This is a genomic window from Streptomyces acidicola (assembly GCF_009377235.1).
In the GTDB taxonomy this organism is placed as follows: domain Bacteria; phylum Actinomycetota; class Actinomycetes; order Streptomycetales; family Streptomycetaceae; genus Streptomyces; species Streptomyces acidicola.
This window is the reverse complement of sequence record NZ_VMNX01000131.1, coordinates 1-25812: the sequence shown is the minus strand read 5'-3', so window position 1 is coordinate 25812 and position 25812 is coordinate 1. Positions and strand designations below refer to the sequence as shown.

Annotated in this window: 20 protein-coding genes and 1 pseudogene; 11 read left to right on the top strand and 10 right to left on the bottom strand. The window is 70.7% G+C overall.

What is annotated here, in order from left to right; translation table 11 throughout:
- Nucleotides 1-717 (top strand): annotated as a pseudogene (locus FPZ41_RS28625) (hypothetical protein); the annotation flags it as partial.
- 1061 nt (nt 718-1778) lie between these two features.
- Here the strand turns inward: FPZ41_RS28625 and FPZ41_RS28620 are convergent.
- The 4 genes from FPZ41_RS28620 to FPZ41_RS28605 form a co-directional block, all read right to left on the bottom strand.
- Nucleotides 1779-1937, bottom strand: a complete 159-nt coding sequence (locus FPZ41_RS28620; protein WP_202918166.1) for a DUF6760 family protein — start codon at nt 1935-1937, stop codon at nt 1779-1781.
- The gene (locus FPZ41_RS28615; RefSeq protein ID WP_152866549.1) at nt 1934-2428 is read right to left on the bottom strand and encodes a hypothetical protein; all 495 of its coding nucleotides are present in this window, start codon (nt 2426-2428) and stop codon (nt 1934-1936) included. The genes FPZ41_RS28620 and FPZ41_RS28615 overlap by 4 nt, the downstream gene beginning before the upstream one ends.
- Nucleotides 2428-2871, bottom strand: coding sequence for a phage tail protein (locus FPZ41_RS28610; RefSeq protein ID WP_152866548.1), 444 nt, complete (start codon nt 2869-2871; stop codon nt 2428-2430). Before FPZ41_RS28610 ends, FPZ41_RS28615 begins: the two co-directional genes overlap by 1 nt.
- A gap of 101 nt (nt 2872-2972) precedes the next feature.
- Nucleotides 2973-4556, bottom strand: a complete 1584-nt coding sequence (locus tag FPZ41_RS28605) for a phage tail sheath subtilisin-like domain-containing protein (RefSeq protein WP_152866547.1) — start codon at nt 4554-4556, stop codon at nt 2973-2975.
- Between the two features lie 296 nt (nt 4557-4852).
- Here FPZ41_RS28605 and FPZ41_RS28600 point away from each other — a divergent pair, with 296 nt between their 5' ends.
- Together FPZ41_RS28600 and FPZ41_RS28595 are read left to right on the top strand one after the other, a co-directional pair.
- Entirely contained in the window at nt 4853-6997 is a 2145-nt protein-coding gene (locus FPZ41_RS28600) for an eCIS core domain-containing protein (RefSeq protein WP_152866546.1), read from the top strand.
- Nucleotides 6998-7107: 110 nt separating this feature from the next.
- The gene (locus tag FPZ41_RS28595; RefSeq protein WP_322620849.1) at nt 7108-8517 is read left to right on the top strand and encodes an RICIN domain-containing protein; all 1410 of its coding nucleotides are present in this window, start codon (nt 7108-7110) and stop codon (nt 8515-8517) included.
- A gap of 102 nt (nt 8518-8619) precedes the next feature.
- On the opposite strand, the gene FPZ41_RS28590 is transcribed toward FPZ41_RS28595, so the two are convergent.
- Nucleotides 8620-10737: an ATP-binding protein gene (locus FPZ41_RS28590; RefSeq protein ID WP_322620848.1), complete on the bottom strand. Its 2118-nt coding sequence runs from the start codon at nt 10735-10737 to the stop codon at nt 8620-8622.
- Complete coding sequence (locus FPZ41_RS28585) at nt 10734-11387, bottom strand: DUF4255 domain-containing protein (protein WP_322620847.1); 654 nt, start codon at nt 11385-11387, stop codon at nt 10734-10736. The genes FPZ41_RS28590 and FPZ41_RS28585 overlap by 4 nt, the downstream gene beginning before the upstream one ends.
- 197 nt (nt 11388-11584) lie before the next feature.
- On the opposite strand from FPZ41_RS28585, the gene FPZ41_RS28580 reads away from it, so the two are divergent.
- The gene (locus tag FPZ41_RS28580; protein WP_152866544.1) at nt 11585-12094 is read left to right on the top strand and encodes a YybH family protein; all 510 of its coding nucleotides are present in this window, start codon (nt 11585-11587) and stop codon (nt 12092-12094) included.
- A 117-nt stretch (nt 12095-12211) separates the two neighbouring features.
- Entirely contained in the window at nt 12212-12871 is a 660-nt protein-coding gene (locus FPZ41_RS28575) for a helix-turn-helix transcriptional regulator (RefSeq protein ID WP_322620846.1), read from the top strand.
- 80 nt (nt 12872-12951) lie between these two features.
- On the opposite strand, the gene FPZ41_RS28570 is transcribed toward FPZ41_RS28575, so the two are convergent.
- Nucleotides 12952-14622, bottom strand: coding sequence for an IclR family transcriptional regulator domain-containing protein (locus FPZ41_RS28570; RefSeq protein WP_194236237.1), 1671 nt, complete (start codon nt 14620-14622; stop codon nt 12952-12954).
- A gap of 90 nt (nt 14623-14712) precedes the next feature.
- The gene (locus tag FPZ41_RS28565; protein WP_228023035.1) at nt 14713-15819 is read right to left on the bottom strand and encodes a M6 family metalloprotease domain-containing protein; all 1107 of its coding nucleotides are present in this window, start codon (nt 15817-15819) and stop codon (nt 14713-14715) included.
- Nucleotides 15820-16573: 754 nt separating this feature from the next.
- On the opposite strand from FPZ41_RS28565, the gene FPZ41_RS28560 reads away from it, so the two are divergent.
- Complete coding sequence (locus tag FPZ41_RS28560) at nt 16574-17218, top strand: TetR/AcrR family transcriptional regulator (RefSeq protein ID WP_322620845.1); 645 nt, start codon at nt 16574-16576, stop codon at nt 17216-17218.
- A 327-nt stretch (nt 17219-17545) separates the two neighbouring features.
- Nucleotides 17546-19087 carry an MFS transporter gene (locus FPZ41_RS28555; protein WP_152866540.1) on the top strand — a complete coding sequence of 514 codons (1542 nt, stop codon included), beginning with the start codon at nt 17546-17548 and terminating at the stop codon, nt 19085-19087.
- Between the two features lie 114 nt (nt 19088-19201).
- On the opposite strand, the gene FPZ41_RS28550 is transcribed toward FPZ41_RS28555, so the two are convergent.
- Complete coding sequence (locus tag FPZ41_RS28550; RefSeq protein WP_131570546.1) at nt 19202-19705, bottom strand: MarR family winged helix-turn-helix transcriptional regulator; 504 nt, start codon at nt 19703-19705, stop codon at nt 19202-19204.
- Between the two features lie 200 nt (nt 19706-19905).
- On the opposite strand from FPZ41_RS28550, the gene FPZ41_RS28545 reads away from it, so the two are divergent.
- Together FPZ41_RS28545 and FPZ41_RS28540 are read left to right on the top strand one after the other, a co-directional pair.
- Complete coding sequence (locus FPZ41_RS28545; RefSeq protein ID WP_152866539.1) at nt 19906-20706, top strand: dioxygenase family protein; 801 nt, start codon at nt 19906-19908, stop codon at nt 20704-20706.
- A gap of 415 nt (nt 20707-21121) precedes the next feature.
- Entirely contained in the window at nt 21122-22120 is a 999-nt protein-coding gene (locus FPZ41_RS28540; RefSeq protein WP_152866538.1) for a sigma-70 family RNA polymerase sigma factor, read from the top strand.
- Between the two features lie 659 nt (nt 22121-22779).
- Here FPZ41_RS28540 and FPZ41_RS28535 read toward each other — a convergent pair.
- Nucleotides 22780-23754: a helix-turn-helix transcriptional regulator gene (locus tag FPZ41_RS28535; protein WP_152866537.1), complete on the bottom strand. Its 975-nt coding sequence runs from the start codon at nt 23752-23754 to the stop codon at nt 22780-22782.
- A 181-nt stretch (nt 23755-23935) separates the two neighbouring features.
- Here FPZ41_RS28535 and FPZ41_RS28530 point away from each other — a divergent pair, with 181 nt between their 5' ends.
- Together FPZ41_RS28530 and pfkB are read left to right on the top strand one after the other, a co-directional pair.
- Nucleotides 23936-24763, top strand: coding sequence for a DeoR/GlpR family DNA-binding transcription regulator (locus FPZ41_RS28530; RefSeq protein WP_152866536.1), 828 nt, complete (start codon nt 23936-23938; stop codon nt 24761-24763).
- The gene (gene pfkB / locus FPZ41_RS28525) at nt 24760-25707 is read left to right on the top strand and encodes a 1-phosphofructokinase (RefSeq protein WP_152866535.1); all 948 of its coding nucleotides are present in this window, start codon (nt 24760-24762) and stop codon (nt 25705-25707) included. The genes FPZ41_RS28530 and pfkB overlap by 4 nt, the downstream gene beginning before the upstream one ends.
- Nucleotides 25708-25812: the final 105 nt, after the last annotated feature.

Below are 25812 nucleotides of genomic sequence, written 5' to 3'. Positions count from 1 at the left end.
GTCCCGGGCGGGGGGGCGCCGGGACCGGTCGCCCGACCGGCAGGCGGGGGGGCCGCGCTGCCGCTCGAAATGGCTGCCGGGGAGGTGGTCGGCGTAGTGCCGGGATGGGTGGGAGTCCGCTGGACGCGGATCGCCGTGTCTGCTGGTCCGGGCGCCGTGCCGCGCGGGCTGTCCGCCGTCCTGTTGGGTCCGCGCACGGGCCCGGCAGGCGCCTCTGCCTCCCGGCCGGAGCCGGTCGGTGTTCCGGCGGGCTCGGCGGTCGTACGGCTGGGATCGGTCATCGCCCGTTGGACGTTGACCGCCGCGCCACTGGAGGGGGTCGACGGGCCGACCGGGCCTTCCCCGGTGCTGCTGGAGCCGGTGACCGGCGCGTCGGGGCGGGTGGCCGTCCCGTCCGGTGTGGTTGGCGTGTTGCCGGGGCCGGTCGCCGTCCTCCGGGCGCGGACCGCCGCGCTGTCGGCACCGGTGGCCGTGGCGGCAGGGCGGGTGGTCGTTCCGGCTCGCTCGGACGGGGCGCCGCTGGGACTGGACACCGCACGTTGGACGTGGGCCACCGTGTTGCTGGGCCTGGTCGGCGTGGAGCCGGGGCCCGTGGGCGTGGTGCCGGGACCGCCCTTCGCCGCCCCGGAGTCGGTCGTTCGGTTGTTGGTGTGGGATGACGTACTGGTGGGACCAGCGGCCGTGTTGGCAGGGTTGGCAGGCGTTCCACTCCGGTGACTTGCTTGGCTGCTGCTGCTGCTGCTGCGGTCGGTCGTCGGACGGACGGGTCCGGTTGCCGGGCTGCTGGGACCGGTCGCGGTCGTGGCCGACGTGGGAACCGCCTTGCCGCTCGGGCCGGCCGTCGCCCGTTGGACGTTGACCGCCGCATCGCTGGAGCGGGCAGCCGTGCTGCCGGAGCCGCCTGCCGTACCGCCACCGGACGCCGGGCTTCCGGGGCCGGTCGGCGCAGGGCTGCCCGCACCAGCCGGAGCAGGGCCGCCTGAGGCAGCCCCCGCACCGGCCGAGCCGCCGCCCGGGGCTCGGCCGGCCTCGACCGCCACCCCGGGAGATGTATCCCCCGCCCCGGGACCTGCGGAGCCCGGCGTCGTACGGCCCGGCGCCCCGGTGGCAGCCGCAGTGTCCCGTCGTGCAGCCACGGGCAGAGCCTGTCGCTGCACGACAGGCGTGGCAGGCGCCCTGGTCAACGAGTTCGGCCGGTGCGGCCGGGCCGGTACGGGTGTCACCCGTGGGCCCACCGGGCGGGACGCCGTGACAGGACCCGGCGCGCGCTGCACCGGCGTGGTGCCGCCGCGCACGTGGTCCGGGGCCTCCGGCTCCCCGCCCCTCACCGGCGGCAGGGCGCGCGAGGGAGGTTCGAGTCCGGAGACGGGCCTCGCCGATGTGGTGAGCGCGTCCCTGACCAGCCCGCCCGGCGCTCCGTCGAGAACGGCGTGGGACAGGTCCCCTCCGGTGAAGGAAGGGTTCTGCCAGGTGCTCAGCCGTCCGCCGAACCCGGAATCCGCGACACCGGTTCGCCCCACGGCGGCCCGCTGAATCGGCGGCAGTCCGACCCAGCCGGCCACACCAACTCCAGTGCTGGGGATGGCGTTTGTCCTCGCGCCCGTGCTTGCACGAGAGGAACTTCCCGCTCCAGCGGCCGAGTTCGCCTCAGAGGCCGATGCCGGAACCGGTGTCGTATCGGCAACCGCATCCGCCCTCGGTCCGCGACGCCCGGCGGCCGCCGCCGAGCCGCCGCCCCTCAAGCCGCCGCTCCTCAGTCGGTCGAAGAACCCCACAGCTCAGCCCTCCGCCCCGCCCCGCGTCACCAGGGACGCGATCTGTTCCGTGTAGCGGCGGCGGTCCTGGTGTTCGAGGTCCAGGATCTCCTCCAGGCTCCAGTGGAAGTGGTAGGCGACGTACGCGATCTCCTCGTGCAGCCGGTCGGTCGCGTACGTCACGATTCCCCCAGGCGGCTCCCGCCGAGTTCGACCTCGAAGGGTTCCGAGCAGTGGGGGCACTCCACGGCGGCGCGGGTGTGGCCCTCGGCGTTGACCTGACGGTAGAAGTCCTGCAGGAACGCGAGGTCGGAGGCGAACATGTTCTCCACCACCCCGTCGTGCACCATCGCCAGCGTGCCGAGGCGGGTGATGACCCGGCCCAGCAGGACCACCGACAGATAGGCGGGGTTCTCCTGGACGCGGACGTCCCGCAGCGGGATCAGCTCGTCCCGGGCGGTGGCGAGGCGCATCACGCCGTCCCGGTGGACGGTTCCCGAATCGTCGACGTATCCGCGCGGCAGTTCGAAGGGGAACTCCGTCCGCATCCGCTGAGCCACCGGCGCGGGGGCGGGAGCGCCGCCCGTCTGCTCCGGCCCCGCCACCTTCTCCGTCTCTGGTGCCGGTACGTTCACGACCGAGCCGGCGCCCGCCCTGGCAGCCGTACGTCGCATTACTCGATGACCAGTTCTTCGAAGACGATGGTCACGGTCTCGGTGAGCGCGGCGGCCTCGCCGGCCTTCAGGGCGCTGGCGTCGATCTTGCTGCACCAGGCGTTGCGCATGTTGTAGCGCTTCACCGGATTGTTCTCGTAGTCCATCATGATGATGGAGGCGTTCTTGCGTGCCGTGCTCATCGCGCCGGCGATCGAGTCGTTGATCCACTCCGTGAACGCAGGGGACTGGGTCATGCCGCGCACCACGGTGCACTGCCCGTCCTTCTGCACGCCCGGCATGAGACTGACATCTTTGTGGCCCTGCGCGGTGTTCGACTGGTGTTTGATGACGTCCTGTTCGATGCTGAGGCCGTTGACCTCCGCGAGGTACTCGACCATCACGCCGTCGATCTGGAGACCGAAATTATGTGACGTAAGGGCGTCACCCGGGCTGAGACTCATCTGTTCTCTGTCCTTCTGAGGGTTCGTGAAGAGGGCGTACGGGGTGGTGCGCGAGGTGGCGCACGAGGTGACGTGCGACGGCTACGGCGCAGGCGGGCGGCCTACTCCTCCAGCTCCCCGCTGCCGCTGGAGAACTGGGCCAGCCGGAAGATCACGAACTCGGCGGGCTTGACCGGGGCGACGCCGATCTCGCAGATCACGCGCCCGAGGTCGACCGACTCCGGGGGGTTGGTCTCCTCGTCGCACTTGACGTAGAACGCCTCCTCCGGCCGCTGGCCGAAGAGGGCGCCGCCGCGCCACTCGTTGACGAGGAACGCCGATACGTTGCGCCGGATCCGGGCCCACAGGTTGTGGTCGTTCGGCTCGAACACCACCCACTGGGTGCCGAGCAGGATCGATTCCTCCAGGTAGTTGAAGTACCGGCGGATGTTGAGGTAGCGCCAGGCCGGGTCGGAGGCCATGGTGCGGGCGCCCCAGACGCGGATGCCGCGGCCCGGGAAGGCGCGGATGCAGTTGACGCCGATGGGGTTGAGCAGGTCCTGCTCGCCGCGGGTGATCTGGAGCTCCAGGTCCACCGCTCCTCGTACGACCTCGTTGGCGGGCGCCTTGTGCACACCGCGCTCGAAGTCGTTGCGGGCCCAGATGCCGGCGACGTGGCCGCTCGGCGGGATCACACGGGACTGACCGGTCGCCGGGTCGAAGGACTTGACCCAGGGGTAGTACAGAGCCGCGTACTTGGAGTCGTAGCCCGCGGTCTCCTGGCGCCAGACCCGGATCTGACGTGCGTTCAGGCCCGGCGGGGGGTCGATGACGGCGACCCGGTCGCCCATCAGCTCGCAGTGCGCGATCAGACCGAGCTGGACCGCCTTCACGGCCTCCAGGTCGATCGCGCCCCGCTGGTAGGCGGCCATCAGGTCGGGGACGGCGACGATGGAGATCTCGTCGACGGCCTCCAGGCCACCGAAGCCGGTGCGGTCGGCGGAGTCGCCGAGGTACTGGGCCGGGCCGGGGTGGGAGTCGCTCGCCCCGGAGGGGACGACGGGGGCGGGAGCCGCCGGGGCCGTCAGCACCACGGTCTGGTTCTCGGGCCGTGCCAGCTGCGCCGCGGGCACCGACTCCTGCACGGTGATGAACTTGGAGCGCTCCTTCACCTGCGTGACCACGTAGTTGCGGCCGCCCTTCTTGGCGGTCACGTCGAACGTCTCGACGGGTTTGTCGCCGTCCTTGACGATCAGCTTGAAGCGCTCCGCGGGGCCCTCACCCTCGGGGTCGGCGACCTCGACGCTGAGCGAGCCGCCGGCGACGGCGGTCACGCTGAAGGTGCCGAGCTGCTTCGGCTCGCCCGCCGGGAGCGCGGCCGGGGCCTGGGCGGCGGAGCCGGTGGCGCCGGCCGGGGCAGTGTTTCCCGACGCGCCCTCGGCCGTGCCGCCGACGCGCACGACGTACGCGGCGCTGCCGCCGTTGTTGAAGAACCCGTAGACCGAGTGCGCGAGGTAGTAGCCGTCGGTGAAGTCACCAAAGGCCGCCACGTACTGGGACCAGTTGGTCACCAGGGTCGGCTCGTTCAGCGGCCCGGTCGGCGCGAGTCCGACGAAGGCCGCGACCGACGTGCCCACCCCCTCGATGGGACGTGAGCCGCTGGCCACCTCCTCGACGTATACGCCGGGCGACAGGTAGGACGGCATGCTCTGCTCTCCTCGGGCTACGAGACAGGACGCCTCTCAGCCTGACGCGCGCGGCGCGCCCCCGAAACGTCCTCCGGGGCCTGCTCGGGGGCACCCCTGCTGCCCTCGCGGGCAGTTGGCGGCGCAACCCTGCCCGCGCCCACGGCGGTTCTGCCCGTTGGTCTGCCCTCACGGACCTCCCGGCCCCGGGGCCCGAGCGGGTAGGGCTGGGCTGTCAACCGTGTGAGGGGAGCAGTGTGCGCGCACAGGAATCCCGGTCTCAGCCGGCCGGAGCTCGGCGGCAGGACAGCACCGCCGTGACGCAGAGCACATCTGCGCAGCGGATGCTGGCCATCCAGCGCCGGGCGGGCAACTCGGCGCTGACGCGCGCCATCGAGGAAGAGCGGCACGAGCAGCGCCTCGAAGGGCAGCAGAGTGAGCCCAAGGAGCGTGACGCCGAAAGGGCCCTGCCGGTCCAGCGGCGGTCGACGGTCCCCGACGCCATCCGCTCCCCCAGCAGCACGCTGGAGCCCCGCATCCGCCAGCGGGCCGAGCAGGCCTACGACATGCCCTTCGGCCATGTGCTCGTGCACAAAGACCCGGTCGCTCAGCGCTCGGCCGAGGAACTCGGGGCCCTGGCCTACACGACCGGCTCCCACATCGTGCTCGGCGAGAACCACGTCAACGACGAGGTGATGTTCGAAGAGCTCGATCACGTGCGCCAGCAGGCCTTGGGGCCCGTTCCCGGCACGGACAACGGCAGAGGTGAGAGGGTCTCTCACCCGAACGATCCGTTCGAGAGAAGCGCCGGCTCCAACGGCCGGAAGATGGCGCGGGGCGATGCCCCCGACCTTTCGCTGCCGGGGGCCGCCTTACCGAGCGGGCCGCTCCATCCGCCAGGCGGGGATGTCGCCGTCCAGCGGATGGAGCGGCCCGGGCCTGCGGCCACGGCCGCGCCCCCAACCGTGGCTTCGCCCCCAACCGTGGCTTCGCCCCCAACCGTGGCTTCGCCCCCAACCGTGGCTTCGCCCCCAACCGTGGCTTCGCCCCCAACCGTGGCCTCGCCCCCGGCCATCGCCCGTCTGGCGCAGCTACTCGTCGGTGGCAACCAGGAGATCGGAAAAAAGGAAGTCCGGGGCGTCATCCACAGGCGCGCGCGAAGTGGCCCGAGTTTCGCGGACAATGAGCTTCAGGCGATCAGGGCAGTGGAGTCCGAGGACCCCAAGTGGCTGAAGACCGTGGGCCTCTGCACCCGCGCCGAAGCGGAGGCTTACATCGAGGCGGGCAAGTTCCACAAATGGGTCCAGGAGCCAGAGGGTAAACGCTTGCTCGTGGCCACCCTGTGTTGGCGGCAGGTAGTCGAGGATCGCCGCCAGGGGAAGCCAACAATCGACCCCAGCCGCCCGGACTACCAGCTCGGTCGCCACATGGCCATGCACGCCGACGACACTCCACAACCCGAGAAGGATCAGCTCGTCGCGGAGCGGAACGAGCAAATCTTCCAGACCTTCGTCAATACCCTCCTTCCTCCCGGTATCGGCGACGACGTACCGGACGCCGCCAAGCACCGTGAACGGGCCGCGCGCGGCACCGAGCTGCTGACCAAGATCTTCCTGATCCTGAAGGAGGGGCTGAAGGTCTTCAACCCGAAGACGAGCGTCCACGAGGACTTCAAGGACGACGTCGCCCACGCTCTGGCCTATGGCGGACGCGTCAATATCCGCATTCCGCAACTGGCCGACGGCCAGCACGGCTACGAGCTGCCCCAGTGGCTCCACATCACCAAGGCAGACCGGGGGCCTTTGGAACCCAAATCGACGCCCGAGGCGCCGGTGTACCGGCGCCTCTACGGCACCCATCACATGGAGATCAGCGACAACCAGGGCGAAAAGCGGGGCACCTTCGTGGAGAAGGGCAAATTTATGGCCTCCATGCAGAACTTCGTGGACCCCCACAGCCACCTCTACGGACTGCCCATGGCCATCGGAGGCATGGGAAACAAGGACTTCCACGGCGACACCATCCTCCCGAACGAGTCGTACGGACACGCGTTCATGTACTACAAGCCCCCCACCAGCGAGCGCGACGGGGCATTGCAGGTCGGTATCGAGACCGCCGGGCCGGGGCACACGACCCCCGATGGCTACAAACATGGCTTGACGAGCAGCGAGAGCAACAACAACCCCGTGAGCCAGGTCGGTGGCCACAAGGACGACAAGCCCGCTGCCAATGCCCCCCTCGAATCGAGCCAGCGCCATGTCGACCTGAAGGATTTCGGCGACTGGGTACAGAAGCTGACGGACCTGGAGAGGGAGTGGGATACCAAAATGGACGCAGCGAAGACCCCTGAGGACCGCGAGGACCTGTACAGGAGCCTGATCGGCAAACGCGGTGACCGTGGTCGTGAGCCGCACCAGGTCGGGTCGGCCGGCGAGAGGCAGAACGTGGCACCGACCTCATGAGACACCACAGCCAGGAGTGACCCTTTGGGGCAACACGGGTGCAGGATCGGGCAACCCATCCTGCCCCGTGGCCTCCTGACCGGCCCCCGGACCCCTCTTAGCGTGGTGGTGTGAGCCTGTGGACTTCCCTGGAACCCGCCTCCGCGACCGTGGACCCGGGTGGCAGTACGACCGTGCGCCTGCGTCTGCGCAACACCGGTGACGTGGTGGACGAATACCGTTTCGAGCCCGTCGGTGACATCGCGCCCTGGACGACCGTCGAGCCGCAGACACTCCGGCTGTACCCGGGGACGGCGGGCACGGTCGACCTGACGTTCGCCCCGCCGCGCACGCCGGACGCGACGGCGGGGCCGAACCCGTACGCGATCCGGATTACGCCGACCGAGCATCCGGAGGCGGTCACCGTCCCGGAGGGCAACCTGACCATCACGTCCTTCACCGAGGTGCGGGCGGAGTTGGTGCCGCCGACGGTCAAGGGGCGTTTCCGGGGGCGGCCGAAGCTGGCCGTCGACAACCTCGGCAACACGAAGGTCACCGCCTCGGTCAGCGGCAGGGACAACGGAGATCAGCTCTCGTACGACATTCATCCGAGCAACGTGCAGATCGAACCGGGCCGTGCGGCGTTCGTGAAGACGACGCTGAAGCCACGGAACATCATCTGGTTCGGGTCGAAGGAGGAGCGGCCGTACACCCTTGCTGTTCAGCGGTCGGGAGTCACGCCGCTCGATGTCGAGGGCACGTATGTGCAGCGGGGTTTCCTGCCGCGCTGGCTGGCCACCTTCCTGGGGGTGTTCATGGCGCTCGCGATCACGTTCGTGATGCTGTGGATCGCCTACGAGCCCAAGGTCCGCAGCGAGGCCAAGGAGCGGCTCCAGGAAGCCGGCGTCAGCACACTGGAGCCCAGCCCCTCGGCTCCGTCGGCGCCGAAGCAGGAGGAGGATCCGGTCCAGTCCGCACCGGCGGAAAACGGCGGGGACGGCGGGGACGGCGGAGGGGCAGAGCCACCACCGCCGGTCGAGGAGAAGCCCAAGAGCGTGCTGCCCGCGAGCAACGTCCTCCTCCGCAACCTGACCACCAATCGGTGCGCCGACATCCCCGGCGAGGGCGACGGTCGAGAGCAGGGCCGGGTCCAGCAGCACACCTGTGATGAGAGCACCGACGACAACATGCTCTGGAACCTGGAGGTGATGGTGCGGAAGGGGGGTCCCGGCGGTACCGATCTCTTCCAGATCCGCAACGTCAAGGACCAGCTCTGCATGGACCTGCCGGGCTCCGGCGCGCAGCCCGTCAAGTCACCCATCCAGGAGTTCACCTGTGACGGTACGACCGCCGACAACCAACTGTGGTGGCTCGCCAAGCAGGAGAGCGGCGGCTACTGGATCCGCAACTTCGCGAGCAGGAACAAGTGCCTCGACGTCTCGGGCTTCAGCACCGGCGTCGACGAAACGAAACTGACGCTCTACGACTGCTCCAACGACGACGACCAGGAGTGGGAGATCGTCGACCCCGACAACGCCTGAACGTGAACGTGCATCCACGCGTGGCCGTCCTCCGGCCATGCGTGGTGTGCTGTGCGCCTGTCCGAAGAGGTGGTGACCGGGGCCGCCTACGGCTACGAACGGCTACCAGTTGCCCTCTCCGGGCACCAGGCGCCCCGCCTTGCGGTACTCACGCTCGGCACCTTCGCGCAGGTCGGCGGTGGTGACGGCCGCACCGCGCCCGGCGGCCGCGTAGGCGGCGGTGACGACGGCGCTGCGGATCGAGCCGCCCGCCAGCTCGAAGTCCCGTGCGACCGCCGCCGGGTCGGTGCCGTCCGCGCACGGCACCGCGGCCAGGCTGTGCCGCCACAGGGCCAGCCGCTGACCGGAGTTCGGGAACGGGAAGTCCACCACCAGGTCGAGGCGCCGGGTGAACGCCTCGTCGATGTTGGCCCGCAGATTGGTGGTGAGCAGGGCGATCCCGTCGAAGGACTCCAGGCGCTGGAGGAGGTACGCGCTCTCCATGTTGGCGTGCTTGTCGTGGGAGTCCTTGACCTCCGAGCGCTTGCCGAAGACCGCGTCGGCCTCGTCGAAGAGCAGCACGGCATCCGTGCGGTCGGCCTCGGTGAAGATCCGCTCCAGGTTCTTCTCGGTCTCGCCCACGTACTTGTCCACGATCGAGGAGAGCTGGACGACGTAGAGGTCCAGGCCGAGTTCGGCGGCGACGACCTCGGCCGACAGCGTCTTGCCGGTACCGGACTCGCCCGCGAAGAGGCCGAGGACACCACGGCCCCGGCCGCCTCCGGCGCTCAGCCGCCAGTCGCCGAGGACCCGGTCGCGATGGCGGGCGCGCAGGGCGAGTTCGTGCAGCTGGGCGAGGGGCTTGTCCGGCAGGACGAGGTCGCCCCAGTCGACGTCGGGGCGGATCCGGCGGGCGTGCTGTTCCAGTCCGGAGGCGGACTGCTGGCGGGCGGCCAGCCGCAGGTGGGCGGCGGTCACCGGGGTGCCGTCGAACGCCGCGAGGTCCAGGGCCGCACGGGCGGCCCGCTCGATACGGTCGCCGCCGAGCCGGTACGGGGCGACGGTGGCGGCCAGGTCGAAACCCGGACCGTCCGCCCCGACGCCGAGGGCGACCGCCCAGGTGTCCACGGCGCCCGCGTGCGGCCGGGGCGCGTCGAGGACCAGCGGATCGCGGTCGCACCACTGGGGGTCGTACGGCCGTGACCCGGCGAACACCACGGTCACGCCGGCCTCCGTCAGCGTGCGCAGCAGCGGTCCCGGCTTCTCCGGCAGCGGCGACACGAAGATCGCCCGGTCGCGCAGCCGGGCCTCACGGAGGAGGCGGGGGAGGAGGTCGGAGAGGATGTCGGGGCGGTGATCCTCGCCTGCCTCGGGCGACAAGCGCGGGGCCTCTGTCGCGGTGGGCGTGAAGTGCAGGGCCTCGACACCCGCCGCGCGCAGAGCCGCCGAGGCGCACGCGAGCCCGTCGCCCTCTCGGTGCTCGCGCAGGTAGACGGTGAGGGGACCGGAGGCCAGCCGGGCGGCCAACTTGACGGTGAACTCGTGATGCGTGGGCGAGGACAAGGGGGTCGACGGGGGCGCAGACAGGAGTGAGTCGAGCGGGTGCACGCTGCCGGCGAGCGCGGCGTCCAGGGTGCCGTCGCCGAGCAGATGGGCGACGAGCCGGTCCGGTACGCGCAACGAGCGGCTGAGGAAGGGGCGTTCGGGCTCCTCGACGGTCAGCAGCCCGAGCGCGGTCAGCGGTGACGAGGGGTGGAACCGGGCCCGCGCCTCGGCGAGGTGCACGGGCAGCCCGCACAGGTCGAGCGCCAGCCCGGTGGTGGCCCGGCGCCTGCTGACGTCGTCGTTGAGGTACCCGTACAGCGGCTCGAAGGAGCGGTCCAGGTCGGGGGCGAGGGCGAGGAGCAGGATCCGCGTGTCCAGTTCGGTGAGCCCGAGGCGTACCGCGAGCCGCTCCAGCCGGGTGGCCGGGGCGGACTCCGGGGCTTCGGGGGCGGCCGCGTCCTCGAAGCCGGCCGCGTCGTCGAACACACCGGTGGACGAGGCCGCCGCGGGCCCCAGCAGATGCTGTACGGCCTCGTCGGAGAGGTACAGCCCGCGCAACGGATCGCTCGCCGTCGGGTCGCCGGTGCTACGGCTCGCGACCAACTCGGCGACCCGGTCGCGCAGTCGGGCAAGGCGGACGAGGAGCGGGTCGGCCGCGGGAGAGGCAGGGGAGGTGAGGGAGGCGTACGTGGTCACTGCTGTCGTTCTCCGGTGTTCTGCGCGGGGATCGGCTGCCGCCGCCGATGGCTGCGTTCCGGTGAGCCGTCCAGCGTGCCGTCCATGCCGCGTAGGCGGACCGCGCCCTCCGTGACGGGGGGACCGACGTCGTACTCGGGGTAGGCCGGGAAGGGCGCGGTGATCACGAGGTCGATGGACGGTTTGAGTTCGCCGCCCAGGGCGGACCAGATCTCGGCGAGTGAACGGGATTCGGTGTGGAGTCCCGCCACCGTGAGCGGGACGGACAAGCCCAAGGCGCCGAGCGCGCCCGGGAGTTCGTCGGGGGACAGGAGCTCACGGGGCAGCAGGGTGGCCAGCACCGCGGAGAGCAGGCGGTGCTCGTCCTGGGGCTGTTTGGTCCAGGCGGTGACCAGGTACGACAGCCGGAACCAGCGGGGCGGCCGACGGCGGCGCACGACCACGTCGCGTTCGTCACGCACGGAGGCCTGGCCGCGCTGACGCCGTTTGGCGTCCTCCCGGATGTCGTACAAGTAGGCATTGACGGCGGGTGCGTTGCGCCGGGCCGCCCAGTCGCGGGTCGGGGCCTCGAAGGAGATGTCGATGCCGGAACCGGACAGCGCGCCGCCTTCCAGCAACCGCTTGATGACCTCGTCCACCTCATGGATCACCGTCGTGCTCCTGCCCCATCGTGTGCCTGTCCGCCGATCGTGCCCTCCCCCGTGTCCGGACCGCAGGTACGCCGGGGACGTCGGTGGGGCAGACCGCGGTGCCCGAGTGGCCCACCGGATCTGCCTGTCGGGTCCGACCCCGCGGGTGGGTGCGGCGCACCCTCCCTGAGCCCCGCCCGCGGCCTTGGCGTCGAGTCATGAACGATGAACAGTTGATCACGGACCTGCACAGCCGGTGGGTGTTCGGCTGGGAGCGCGATGAGGGGGACGCGCCGTTCGACTTCCGGCGCACGTTCGACGGGTTCTACGACTTCAGCTCTCCGGACGTCCGCCTCTACGACGACTTCGACCCCGAGCAGCGTGTGGCGACGACAGCCGCCGGGTACGGCTCGATCTGGGAGCCCGGCTTTCACAGGATGGTTTCCGCGCATCATGCCGTCCATGACGGCCCGCACGTCATCGCGGGCCACGATCTGGCCGCGTCCACCCTGACGTTCGTAGCGCGGATCACCATGCCCGACGTCACCACGGACATGCGCACCACGACCTCGCTGGTCTGGCGCCGAACGCCGGACGGATGGCGGATCGTCCGCGAACACAACTCGACCAGGGTTCTGCCCGCGGGGGACCTCGACGGCATGCTGCCGTCGCACGAGGCTCGGGGTCAGGGAGCCGCGGCCGACCGCAAGAACCCGGCCCTCGATTGAACCGTTGGTGCCGTAGGACCGTTGTTGCTCGCCAGGAAGGTCACAAGGAGACTCGGGCAGGACCGTACCGCACACCGTGACGGATTCCCTGGTCGGGTCGGTGGAAACGGGGAAGCTGTGAAGAGCGTTCGTCCCGCGCCGGCGGAACACCAGACAAAAATTCCGGTCGTCGTCCACGCACCGGATCCGATCCTCCGGGAAGGAACGATCAGCCAGCTCCGGAGGCACCCGGAGGTCGACCTCGTCGACGAGGGCACCCCTCATGACGACGGCGTGGCCGTGCTCCTCGCCGAATCGCTCGACCAGGTACTGCTGTCCCGATTACGCAGACTCGTCCGCAGCGAGGGCCTGCACCCCGTCCTGGTGATCAGCCTGATCCGTGAGGCCGAGTTGCTGGACGTCATCGAAAGCGGTGTCGGCGCCATCGTCTGGCGGCACGAGGCCACCAGCAGCCGACTGCTGCAGGCGGTGACCGCGGCCTTCCGCGGCGAGGGCGACCTGCCCTCCGATCTGCTGGGCCGGCTGATGAACCAGGTCAGCATGTTACGTCCGGGAGCGGTGGGCAGCCCCGTCGCTCAGACCAGTTATCTCACCCCGCGCGAGATCGACGTCCTGCGGCTGGTCGCGGAAGGAATGGACACGAATGAGGTCGCCGGGAAGCTGTCCTATTCGGAACGAACCATCAAGAACATCATGCAAGGACTCACCACACGGCTGAATCTGCGCAATCGCGCGCATGCCGTGGCGTACGCAATGCGTGAGGGATACATCTCGTGATGCACGAAGTCGACGGGCTGCCGCGGACACCGCTGAAAGGCGGTCACTGACCGGAAGCGACATCGATATCGCTTCGGCTGTCAGCCCGCCGGTACCTTTCGGAACCGGCCCGCGACGTGCAGGTCCGCCTCGATGCGGGTCACCGCTTCGCGCAGCTCCGGCAGGACCTCGTGTACGCACTCCTCCGTCGTGCGGCGGCTGCTGTGCATGGCGACGTTCACGGCTGCCACCACCCGGCCCCCGTGTTCCCGCACCGGCACGGCCATCGAGCGCAGGCCCTCCTCCAGTTCGCTGTCGACCAGGGCGTACCCGTCGCGCCGTACGCGGTCCAGGACCGCTGTCCGGTCGCCCCCGGGCGGTGACGGCAGGTCGGCCAGCATCACCCGGCCCGGCGACGTGGCGTACGCGGGAAGCCGTGTGCCCACCGTGACGTTGGCACTCAGGATGCGCGCGGTGGCCGCGCGGGCGATGAACTGGACCTCGTCGCCGACGAGGACCGCGAGGGACGACGAGTCGTGCAGCCGGGCGGAGAGAGCGGTCAGGTGAGGGGCCGCGATCTCGGAGAGCGGCAGCATCGACAGCGGCGGGAAGCCCAGGCCCAGCACCCTCGGGGTGAGGCGGAAGACTCGGCCGTACGACTCCACGTACCCGAGGTGCTCCAGCGTGATCAGCGCACGCCGGGCCGTCGCCCGCGCGAGCCCCGTGGCCTGGGCGACATCCGACAGCGTCAGCTCCGCCCGGCCCTCGCCGAACGACGTGATCACGGTCAGCCCGCGGGCCAGTGACTCGACGAACTCCCGGCCCAGCTCCTGCTTCGACGCCCCGGTCCACGCGGCCAGCCCGGACGGCGCGACCGGCTCACCGGTCGGGGGCGGGGTCTCGCGCAGTACTTGTTCCATCACGTCCACGGTCGCCCGCAGCCGCGGCAGCAGCACCTCCCGAAGCGACTCGGCCGTGTGCCGGCTGGTGTGACTCACCACGCTTGCCACGCAGGCGATACGGCCCGCGCCGCTCCCCCCGTCCCCGTTGCTCCCGTCGTCCCCGCCACCGCCAACACCCGCGTCCCGTACCGGTACCGACACGGCCACCAGCCCCGGCTCGATCAACTGGTCGTCCAGCGCCCAGCCCTGGGCCCGCGCCGACGCCACCCGCTCCTCGAACGCGTCGTACGCCCCGGACCGCGGCGGCACCGAGGGAAAGCCGCGCCCCTCGGGGTCGGCCTCGCGCCGGGCACGCCACCGTGCCCACTCCGGCTCGCCCCACTCGGTGGCGAACAGGGAGCCCGGCGCGGTGCGTTCGGCGGGCAGCAGGTCGCCGATGCGGAAGCTGAGGGACATCGCACGGCGCCGGGTGGCCTGGTGGATGAAGCGGGTGCCGTCCCGGTCCCCGACCGCGAGCGACACCGACTCGTCCAGTTCGTCGGCCAGCGCGTCCGCGTGCGCGTCCAGCAGCCCCGGCAGACGCAGGGCGGCCAGGTAGGCGTTGCCCAGCTCCATCAGGCGGGGGGCGAGCACCGCGTCCCGGCCGTCCAGCCGTACGTATCCCCTGCGCGCCAGCGTCGCCGTGATCCGGTCGACCGTGGAACGCGCCAGCCCGGTGGCCTTCTCCAGTCCGCTGAGGCTCGACACTCCGCCGGCCTCGGTGAGCCGCAGCAGCACGGTGATGCCACGCATGAGGGGGGCGACGGCTTCGGGGGGCGCGCCGGCGCCGGTGTCGGGGACCGGCGCGGTGCTCTGGGCGTTGGGGAGCATGGGGTCACCGTAATGCGGCTCATGCGGGCTGTGCGGGGTGTGTGGGGTGGGCGCGGAGTGTGTGGGGTGCGCGGGCGCCCGTGGCCGGCCCTATCGCCGTGTCACCCGTACCCGGTGGTTCCCCTCCGGATCGGTCGCGAGCACCTTGACCTCGACTCCCGAGCCCGGATCGCGGAAGGACTCGCCCGGAACGAACGTCGCGTCGGACAGTTCCGCGTGGACATTGGGGCTGTTGGTGCAGCCGCCGCTGTCGCGCCGGGAGTCGTACACCCGCACCGGCCCGCCCCCCGTGTCGACGGTCGCGTCGACCTTGTAGACGAGGATGCCGGGACGGCACACGACCGCGTCGTTGCCCCCGCGGGCGCGCAACTCGATCGCGTACCCGGTACGGGAGTCCAGGGGCACGAAGACCAGCTTGAGGCCGCCGGGCCGGGGCAGTGGGGTGAGCGTGTACTCGGTGCTGCCGGGCGTGGCCGCGCAGCGCACCTGGGTGTCGTCCAGCCAGCCCAGCTTCCACTTGTGCCAGCCGAGCAGGTCGTTGCCGGCGCCCCAGTCCTCGCTCATGATGTCCCAGTGCCCGACCGCGCCCCCGCCCTCGTGGGTGTAGAGGTCGGGCAGTCCGAAGACGTGGCCGTTCTCGTGGGGGAGCACGCGGTAACCGGTCTCCGCGTAACTGCCGGAGCCGTCGTCCTGGCGGCTGTAGACGAAGGACGCGTTGGCGACCGGGACGCCGTCGGCGACGGGTGCCTCCTGGTTGCCCGCGAAGGTCACCGACAGGACGGTGTCCAGGGCGGAGGGGCCCGCGTTGGGGGTGACCAGCACGTTCAAGAAGTCGTACTTGCGGAAGTCCACGCGCGGGTCGGCCTTCCTCACGAGGTCCTCGACCAGCTTGCGGTAGCCGGGGTCGAAGGGGGCGCCGCGCTCTATGCCGTACTCCTTGAACGACTTCGGCATGCGCAGCCAGTCACTGATGGGGGCCTCGGGGCGATAGTCGAGCCTGCCGTACGAACTGGTGGCGAACCACGCGCGGGTCTGCGGGGCGAACTCCGCGAGGCGCTCCATCGCGCTGCCCTCGCCGGGGGCGTCCGAGAAGTCGATCATCAGGTTGAGGGCACGGACCGTGCCGGTGGACCGGGAGTAGCCGGGGCCGGTCGGGATGCCCTCCGACATCTGTACGGAGGACGGGCCGCTGATCATGCAGGGCGTGAGCGACGCGCGGCGGGCCAGCGAGGTGGAGCCGGCGGCGGTCGCGGGGTCCGGTCTCAGATGCCCGGCGCCGGCGGAGGTGCTGACGGCGAGGGTGAGGGCGGTGACGGAGGCGAGCGCGGCGAGGCGACGCGGGCGGCGGCCAGGACGTATGCGCTCCGAACGTATGCGTTCAGGACGCGCGCGCTCAGAGCGTGTGCGACGGGATCGGGGACGCCCCGCGTGTCTACGACCGTCCTGTTTGCGACCAGCGAGTACCTGATCGGTGTGTTCCTGATCGGTGTGTACGTGCTCGGTGTGTATGTGATCGGGCTGTATGTGATCAGGCTGTATGTGACCGGCCGGAGTGCGGCGGCCTCTGCGTCGGAGGGCGGAGCGTGTGCGGCGGCTGGTCGGCTGCATGCAGGGACCCTTCGCTCCACGGCAGCCGCGCCGTCTCGGGCTGCACCCTTCCGATCACCCTGTGTCCGGGGTCGCCCGATCGCGCGTTGGAGCAGGCCGATCGTGTGTATTCCGGTCGGAACAGGTGTGATGGGGGTCACATCGGATTCGTGGCCGGGGGTGAAATAACCGGGGATGGTTTCCCCGTTTGGTCATGTGTCCGAGCGAAACGGGGAAACCATCCCCGGATCGCGAGACCCCGTCGAGATCGCCTCGACGAGACATGACCAGACCTTCCCTGACCAGACCAGACCAGACCAGATCAGACCAGACCAGACCCGAGAACCTCACCAAGGAGCACGCCGTGCAGACCGCCACCCTCGCAGAGCGCAAGGTGTCCCGCCCGCGGGCCGACGCCCTGCGTAACCGGGAGCGGATCGTCAGGGCCGCCCGGGAGATGTTCGTCGAGGGCGGCCCCGAGGTGCCGCTGGACGAGATCGCCCGCCGGGCCGGCGTCGGCAACGCCACGGTGTACCGCAACTTCCCCGACCGGCAGGCACTCGTACGCGAGGTCGTCTGCTCGGTCATGGGCCGTACGGCCCAGGCGGCGGAGCTCGCGCTCGCCGAGACGGGCGACGCCTTCGAGGCGCTGTCCCGCTTCGTGCACGTGTCCGCCGAGGAGCGGATCAGCGCGCTGTGCCCGATGATCTCCGCCGGTTTCGGGGAGCACCACCCGGATCTGGAGGCGGCGCGCGAACGGGTCGAGGAGCTGGTCGACGCCCTCATGGAGCGGGCCCGGGCAGCCGGGCAGCTCCGTCCGGACGTGGGTGTGGGGGACCTGATGGTCGCGCTCGCCCAGCTCAGCCGTCCTCCGGCCGGCACGGGGTGCCTCAGCGCCGACCGCTTCGTCCACCGCCATCTGCAGTTGTTCCTGGACGGGCTGCGTGCCCCGGCCCGGTCGGAACTGCCGGGGGCGCCGGCGACGATGGAGGATCTCCGCCAGACCTGAGACAGACCCGCGGCTCAAGCTCGCGGCCCAGACCCGGCCCAGGCCGGACGGGTCGTGCCCAGACCGACCGGTGCTGACCGATTGGTTCCGGGCACCGCGAGAGTCACCAAGCACACTGAACACACTGACCATTCCGAGCACACCAAGCGCACCAGGCACGCCGAATACCAGGCACGCCGAACACCAAGCACGCCAAGAACACCAAGCACGCCAAGCTTCCGGCCCTCGCTGACGACGACGTGAGCTTCTACGCGCCGGCCCCCCACACGCACCTGTCGTCCCTTCGCACGCCTTTTTCCGTTACGAAGTCCCGAAGTGGGTACCTCCATGTCTGAAACAACCCAGGCCGCCGCCGCGAAGCTGCCGGCCCCGGTCCCCGACGAGGGCCGCTGGAAATCCCTCGTCTTCATCGCACTCGCGCAGCTGATGGTCGTCCTCGACGCGACCATCGTGAACATCGCGCTCCCCTCCGCCCAGGAGGACCTGGGCATCTCGGACGGCAACCGGCAGTGGGTCGTCACGGCCTACGCCCTCGCCTTCGGCGGTCTGCTCCTCTTCGGCGGCCGCATGGCCGACCTCTGGGGACGCAAGCGGGCCTTCCTTGTCGGACTGATCGGCTTCGCCGCGGCGTCCGCGCTCGGTGGCGTCGCCACCAACGGGGCGACGATGTTCGGGGCCCGTGCCCTCCAGGGCGTCTTCGGCGCACTGCTCGCCCCCGCCGCGCTCTCCCTCCTGGCCGTGATGTTCACCGACGCCAAGGAGCGTGCGAAGGCGTTCGGTATATACGGTGCGATCGCCGGTGGTGGTGGCGCCGTCGGTCTGATCCTCGGCGGCTTCCTCACCGAGTACCTGGACTGGCGCTGGACGTTCTTCGTGAACATCCCGTTCGCGGCGGTCGCCGCGGCGGGCGCGTACTTCGTCATCCGTGAGCCCGCGGGTGGCCGCAACCGCTCGTCGCTGGACGTCCCGGGCGTGGTGCTGTCCACCCTGGGTCTGGTGGGCCTCGTCTACGGTTTCACCCGCGCCGAGTCCGACGGCTGGGGCGACTCGCTGACGATCGGCATGTTCGTCGCGTCGGCCGTCCTGCTGCTGTCCTTCGTCGTCGTCGAGTCCAGGGTCAAGGCCCCGCTGCTGCCGCTCCGCGTGGTCACCGACCGGAACCGCGGCGGCGTCTACCTCTCGCTCGGCCTCGCGGTCATCGCGATGTTCGGCCTGTTCCTCTTCCTCACCTACTACCTGCAGATCGTGCGGGGGTACTCACCGGTCAGGACCGGCTTCGCCTTCCTGCCGATGATCACGGGCATGATCGTGGGCTCCACCCAGATCGGCACCCGGCTGATGACGCGGGTTCCGCCGCGTGCGCTGATGGCCCCCGGCTTCCTGGTGGCCGCGACCGGCATGCTCCTGCTCACGCAGATGGAGATCGACTCGTCGTACGCCGCCCTGTTGCTCCCGGCCCAGGCGCTGCTCGGCCTCGGCATGGGTACGGCGTTCATGCCGGCCATGTCCCTGGCCACGCAGGGCGTCGAGCCGCGTGACGCGGGTGTCGCCTCCGCGATGGTCAACACCTCGCAGCAGGTGGGCGGCGCGATCGGTACGGCCCTGCTGAACACCATCGCCGCCTCGGCCACCACCGCGTACATCACGGACCACATCGGGGGAGCCGCCTCCAGGTCCCAGCAGCAGATCGTCCAGCTGCAGGGCATGGTCCAGGGCTACACCAGCGCGATCTGGTTCGCGGTCGGCATCCTGGTCCTCTCGGCGGCGATAGCCTTCACCTTCGTCACGGCCGGCCGTCCGGGCGTCTCGGCCTCCGGTGCGAACAACGCCACCGACGATGAACTGAAGGTCCCGGTGGTCGCCCACTGACGACGATCCGAAGGTCCCGGTGGTTCGCCCACTGACGACCTCACGCACTTCGGGCACATCGCCGGCCCGCCCTGGGGAAATCCGGGGCGGGCCCGGTGCTGTTCAGTGGGGCCTTCACCTCAACCAGGGAAGGTCCGCCCCCGCCTCCTTCGGCTGCAGTCCCTCGGCCACGATCTGCATGATCTCGCCGAGGGTCTCCTGCTGTGCCGAGGACAGGCGGTCGAAGATCGCCTGCCGGACAGCCTGGACATGCCCGGGCGCGCTCTGCGCCAGTACGTCGTACCCCTGGTCCGTCAGCACCGCGAACTGCCCCCGTTTGTCGTCAGGACAGTCCTCGCGACGCACCCAGCCGTTCTTCTCCAGCCGGGCGACCGCATGGGAGAGCCGCGACCGCGTGATCTTGGCGCGCATCGCCAGCTCGGTCATCCGCAGCCGCCGCCGAGGTGCCTCGCTGAGCACCACGAGCAGGTGGTAGTAGACGTGCGGCATGCCCGCGTCACGCTGCAACTGCCGGTCGAGATGGTCCTCCAGCAGGGTGGAGGCGTGGACGTACGCGCGCCATGTGCGCTGTTCCTCGTCGGTCAGCCAGCGGGGCTCTTCAGCGGGTGCCGTATTCATGTATCTACTGTACGAGGCTCATCCTTGAAATTTGAACAAACGAGGCGTAACCTCCCAGGGTAGAACTTGAGCTTTCAAGAATGCCTTCAAGTCTGAAGCCCGAGTCTGCAGTCCGAGCCTGAAGTCCGAGCCTGAAGTCCGAGACCGAGCGTGCCGGTTCTGCCCAGGTATGAGCCGTGCGTCGTGGAGGGAGTCGCCGCATGTCCGCCGTCGCCGAAGAGCACCCCACCGTGAGGCGGATGCCGGCCCTCTATCTGAGCCACGGCGCACCGCCGCTCGCCGACGACCCGGTCTGGCCGGGGGAGCTGGCCGCCTGGTCGGCCGGCCTGCCGCGCCCCAGGGCGATCCTGATGGTCTCCGCGCACTGGGAGGAGGCCCCGCTGGCGCTCGGCGCTGTCGAGACCATCCCTCTCGTCTACGACTTCTGGGGCTTCCCCGAGCACTACTACCAGGTGACGTACGAGGCCCCCGGTGCCCCCGGGCTCGCCGAGTCCGTCCGCAAGCTGCTGCGTGCCCCCGGCATGCCCGTGCAGGACATCCCGGACCGCGGCCTGGATCACGGCGCGTACGTACCCCTGGTCGAGATGTTCCCCGAGGCCGACATTCCGGTGCTCCAGATCTCGATGCCGACCCTCGACCCCGTGAAGCTGATGGAGATCGGCCGCAGGCTGGCGCCCCTGCGTGACGAGGGCGTCCTGATCGTCGGCTCCGGCTTCTTCACCCACAACCTCGCGGCCCTGCGGCAGGGGGGCATACCTTCCTGGTCCGTGGAATTCGACGACTGGGGCCACCGCGCCCTGGAGAACCGCGACTGGGACGCGCTCCTCGACTTCACCCACAAGTCCCCTTCCGGCCTGCTGGCTCATCCCCGTACGGAGCACTTCGCGCCGCTCTTCGTCACGATGGGCGCGGCCGAGGCTTCGGGCGAGCTGGACGCCCAGAAGTCGGTGATCGACGGATTCTGGATGGGGCTGGCCAAACGGTCGGTGCAGTTCGGTTAACAGGCTCGAGTGGCAAGCGACAGCCGCCGGGGGTAGGGCGACGGGCTCAGGCGGGAGCGGCACGGCGCTTCCGGGGCTTCGCTGCTGGTCACCCAGCTGAGAATCGCCTGTGAGTCCGAATCCTTGGCAACCATCGGACGATGCGCGCCGTCTTCAAGGTGGGAGGGCAGGCAAGGGCGGCAAAGGCGCCGAGGCGGGTCTCGGTCCCCGGTTTGAACTGCACCGCTGTACGTTCTGACGGCATTTGTTCACCCTCTGTGGTCGGACAGGGTACTGCATGATCAGAAAAATTGAAGTGCAGGTTGGGAATTCTGTCCCGATTCCAGTCGTTGTTTCCTTCGGATGCCGGGCACCCGAGGGGGTGTCCCCAGCGTCACAGGACCATCCGCAAGCCCACCATCGCAAGGGAGCACGCATGGCAACCCGTGCCGTCGCCGCCCGTCGTAAGTCCGCCTCCGGCGGAGACGACGCGGCACTCAGCGTTCGCGCCTCGGGCGGCGAGATCGCCGACCGCGACCTGGTCGGCATGTACCTCGACGAGATCGCGCGTACGCCGCTGCTGGACGCCGCCAAGGAAGTAGACCTGTCGCAGACCATCGAGGCGGGTGTGTTCGCGCGGCAGATCCTTGAGGGGGAGGAGGAAGCCAAGGCGGATGCCACCCGTGAGGAGCTCGAGGCCCTGGCCGCCGAGGGCGAGCGCGCGAAGGACGTCTTCATCCGCTCGAACCTCCGGCTGGTCGTGGCCGTGGCCCGGCGTTACCCGCGCAGCGGCCTGCCCCTGCTGGACCTGATCCAGGAGGGCAACGCCGGCCTGGTGCGCGCGGTCGAGAAGTTCGACTACCGCAAGGGCTTCAAGTTCTCGACGTACGCCACGTGGTGGATCCGTCAGGCCATCACCCGGTCCATAGCGGACCAGTCGCGGACCATCCGGCTGCCCGTCCACCTCGTCGAGGAGCTGGGCCGCGTCCGCCGTGTGCAGCGCGAGTTCAACCGCGAGCACGGCCGCGACCCGGAGCCCGCCGAGATCGCCCAGGAGCTCGGCTCCACCCCCGAGCGCGTGTCGGACGTGCTGGACTGGGCGCGCGACCCGGTCTCGCTCAACATGTCGGTGGACGACGAGGGCGAGACCCAGTTCGGCGACCTGCTGGAGGACACCTCCGCGGTCTCGCCCGAGCAGTCGGTGCTCACGCTGCTGCGCAGCGAGGGTCTCGACCAGCTGATCGGGCGTCTCGACCAGCGCACGGCCTCCATCATCAAGATGCGGTACGGCATCGAGGACGGCCGTGAGCGCACGCTGACCGAGGTGGGCAAGGAGCACGGCCTCACCCGCGAGCGCATCCGCCAGATCGAGAAGCACGCACTGCTGGAGCTGAAGAAGCTGGCGCGCGACACGGGGTTCGACGCGGCCGCGTGACGCGATGGTGCGTCCTCGCCCAGGAGGCCCGCGGTCGGGGTTCGGGCCGGGGCTTGCGCGAGGGTGCCCGAAAGTGCCCGAGAGTGGCTGGGCGTGGTTGCTGCGGTGCGCTCGGACTTGGCTGTGTTCCGTCGCTTCAACCCCGCGATCCGCGGGCACAAGACTGGCGGGCACAGAGCGAGCGGGTCCGGGAACGCCAGGCCCAGAGCCCGCGGAGCTGCCGCGCCGTGGAGCCGCAGGGCCCGGGACTCCGGGGCTGCGGGGCCGCGTCACCGTACGAAGTCAGTGCCGCTGTACTAAGTCAGTGTCGCCGTACCCAAAAACGACCTCCGTGTACGACCTCCGTGTCGCCGTACGACCCCCGTCCGTCTCGGACCCCCGTCCGTCTCGGCCGGTACCTGAAGCCAAGTCCCGTCGCACTCCCCCCCCGGCGCCGGGACCTTCCCCGAGCCGGGCTTCGGCGCCTCCCCCCTGGCGTCGGAGCCCGGCTCCACTTCTCGCCACGCACCGGACGTCAACGGGTCACCCCGGACCTGAACCCCGGGGTGACCCGGACGGCAGATTGTGCCACAGAGGCACGCGCTGCGCCGTAGGGCGACAGATGGCATACCTGCACGTCAGAGGGCAGGACAGGCTCGTCTACGGCAGGACAGGCTCGTCTACGGGGTCGTCCCGCCCGCCGCCCGCGTCAGTCGCGCCCCCAACTCCCGTACGCGCCCGAGCAGTTCCGGCGGCTCATGCACGGTGAACTCCCAGTCGAACATCGCCAGGCGCACAGCCAGCCACCCCGCGGAGTCGTCCGCGGTGCCCCGGAGCCGGCAGCTGTGCTCGTCGACCGGCTCGGGCGAGCCCAGCCACCGCGGCAGCCGCGCCGCGACGTACTCCGCGGGCGCCGCGAAGGTCACGTCGAACTCGTACGCCTCCCGCCGCCCATACATCGACCGCCGCAGATACTCCGCCGCACTCCCCGCCGGCAGCTCGCGCGGCGCGAACCTCGCGCCCGTCGCGAAGGGGTCGCTGACCCGGTCCACACGGAAGGTGCGCCAGTCGGCGCGGTCGAGGTCGTAGGCGACGAGGTACCAGCGCTGGCCGGTCGACAGCAGCCGGTACGGCTCCGTCAGGCGCCGCGTCCCGGTGCCGTCCCCGGAGCGGTACGCGAACCGCAGCCGCTCCTGCCCGGCCACCGCCGAGGCGATCACCGTCAGCGTTTCCGGCGCCACGGTCGCCCCGTCGCCGCTGGTCAGGGGAGCGGTCGCGGCCTGCAGGGTGGAGACCCGACGGCGCAGGCGCGACGGCAGCACCTGCTCCAGCTTGGCGAGCGCCCGTACGGAGGCCTCGTCCACGCCCTCGACCGCGTGCCCCGCCCCGGCGCGCAGCCCGACCGCGATCGCGACCGCCTCCTCGTCGTCCAGGACGAGCGGCGGCATGGCCTTCCCGGCCACCAGCCGGTAACCACCGTCGGCGCCCTTGGTCGCCTCCACCGGATAGCCGAGCTCGCGCAGTCGGTCGATGTCCCGGCGGACGGTACGGCGCGAGACGCCGAGCCGGTCGGCGAGCTCGCCGCCGGGCCATTCCCGCGGGGTCTGGAGGAGGGACAGGAGCCGGAGGAGGCGGGCCGGAGTGTCGGTCGTCATGAATCCAGCATGCCGTGCGAATAGGACAGGATCGGGCCTAGTTCTGCGCCCGCTCACCCTCCATGCCCGTTTGTGTCTGACCGATGCCCGAACCTGTTTACTTTTTGGAAATCCAGGCGTAGCCTCCCTGCGAATCCACAAGTTCGGGCATCACTGGGTGAGAAGTCGGAGGCGAACGGACATGTACGCACCGGAGCGGCAGCAGGAGATCCTCCGGCTCGCCCGTGACGGCGGCCGGGTGGACGTGGTCTCGCTGGCGGAGGAGTTCCAGGTCACCGCGGAGACGATCCGGCGCGACCTGAAGGCCCTGGACAGGGCGGGCCTCGTGCGTCGCGTGCACGGTGGCGCGATCCCCGCGGGCCGGCTGGACTTCGAGCCCGACCTCGCCGAGCGCGAGGGCACCGCCGCCGACGAGAAGGACCGTATCGCCCACGCCGCCCTCGCCGAGCTGCCGAGCGACGGCACGGTGATCCTCGACGCCGGTACGACCATCGCCCGGCTCGCCGCCGCCATCCCGCTGGAGACCACGCTCACCGCGGTCACCCACAGCCTCCCCATCGCTGCGCGCCTCGCGGACCACCCCGGCATCCAGCTCCACCTGGTCGGCGGCCGCGTCCGGCACCGTACGCGCGCGGCCGTGGACGCCTGGGCCCTGCGGGCGTACGGCGAGATCCGCGCGGACGTGCTCTTCGTCGCCGCGAACGGCTTCTCCACCGGCCACGGACTGACCACCCCCGACCTCGCCGAGGCCGCCGTGAAGCGCGCGGCGGTGGCCGCCGCCCGCCGTGTGGTGCTGCTCGCGGACTCCTCCAAGCACGGCCAGGAACACTTCGCCCGCTTCGGCGACCTCGGTGATGTGGACCTGCTGATCACCGACAGCGGGCTCAGCCCCGAAGACGCCACCGCCATCGAGCGCGGCGGCACGGAAGTGCTGCGTGTTTCGGGGGCTGAGCACATCACCGGCTCCGCCACGGGCCCCCGGACCTCCAGCCGGAAAGACCGCTCATGATCCTCACCGTCACCCCGAACCCCTCCCTCGACCGCACCTACGAGGTCCCCTCCCTCGACCGCGGCGAGGTCATCCGGGCCACCGGCGAACGCATGGACCCGGGCGGCAAGGGCGTCAACGTGTCGCGGGCGGTCGCCGCCGCCGGACAGCGCACCGTGGCCGTGCTGCCGCTCGGCGGAGCCCCGGGCGCGCTGGTCGCGGACCTGCTCGACGCACAGGGGATCGAGGTCGCACGGGTACCGGTCGCGGGGGCCACACGGTCCAACATCGCGCTCGCGGAGGCCGACGGTGTCCTGACGAAGATCAACGCACCCGGGCCCGAACTCTCGGAGGCCGAGCAGGAGTTGCTCCTGGAGACCGTACGCGCGGAGTCCGTCGACGCCTCCTGGATCGCCTGCTGCGGCAGCCTCCCGCGCGGGCTCGCCCCGTCCTGGTACGCCGCCCTGGTCGCCCGCGCCCACGCGGCGGGCTCCCGGATCGCCCTCGACACCTCCGGCCCGGCGCTGCTGGCCGCCCTGAAGGAGCGCCCGGACGTCGTGAAGCCCAACGCCGAGGAACTCGCCGGGGCCGTCGGCCGCCCCCTCGCCACGGTCGGCGACGCGGTCAAGGCCGCCGAGGAGCTGAGGGAGATGGGCGCGGGCGCCGTGCTCGCCAGCCTCGGCGCGGACGGCCAGGTGCTCGTGGGCGCCTCGGGCGTCTGGTTCGGCAGCGCCCGCGTGGACGTCGTACGCAGCAACGTCGGTGCCGGCGACTCCTCCCTGGCCGGCTTCCTGATCGCGGGCGGCAACGGCCCCGAAGCCCTCGCCTCGGCGGTGGCCCACGGAGCGGCCGCCGTCCAGCTGCCGGGCAGCGTGATGCCGACGCCGGGGGACCTGGATCCGGCGGCGGTGACGGTGACCGCGGAGGTCCCTGTGGATCGAGTGCTGAGGGAGCCGGTGTCATGACGCCCGTACCCTCGCTAACGGCGACCCCCAGCAGTGGTGGCCTCCCTTTACCCACCACCACTGCCATGGCTGACGCCCCCATCGCCTTCCCCCTCACCCCCACCC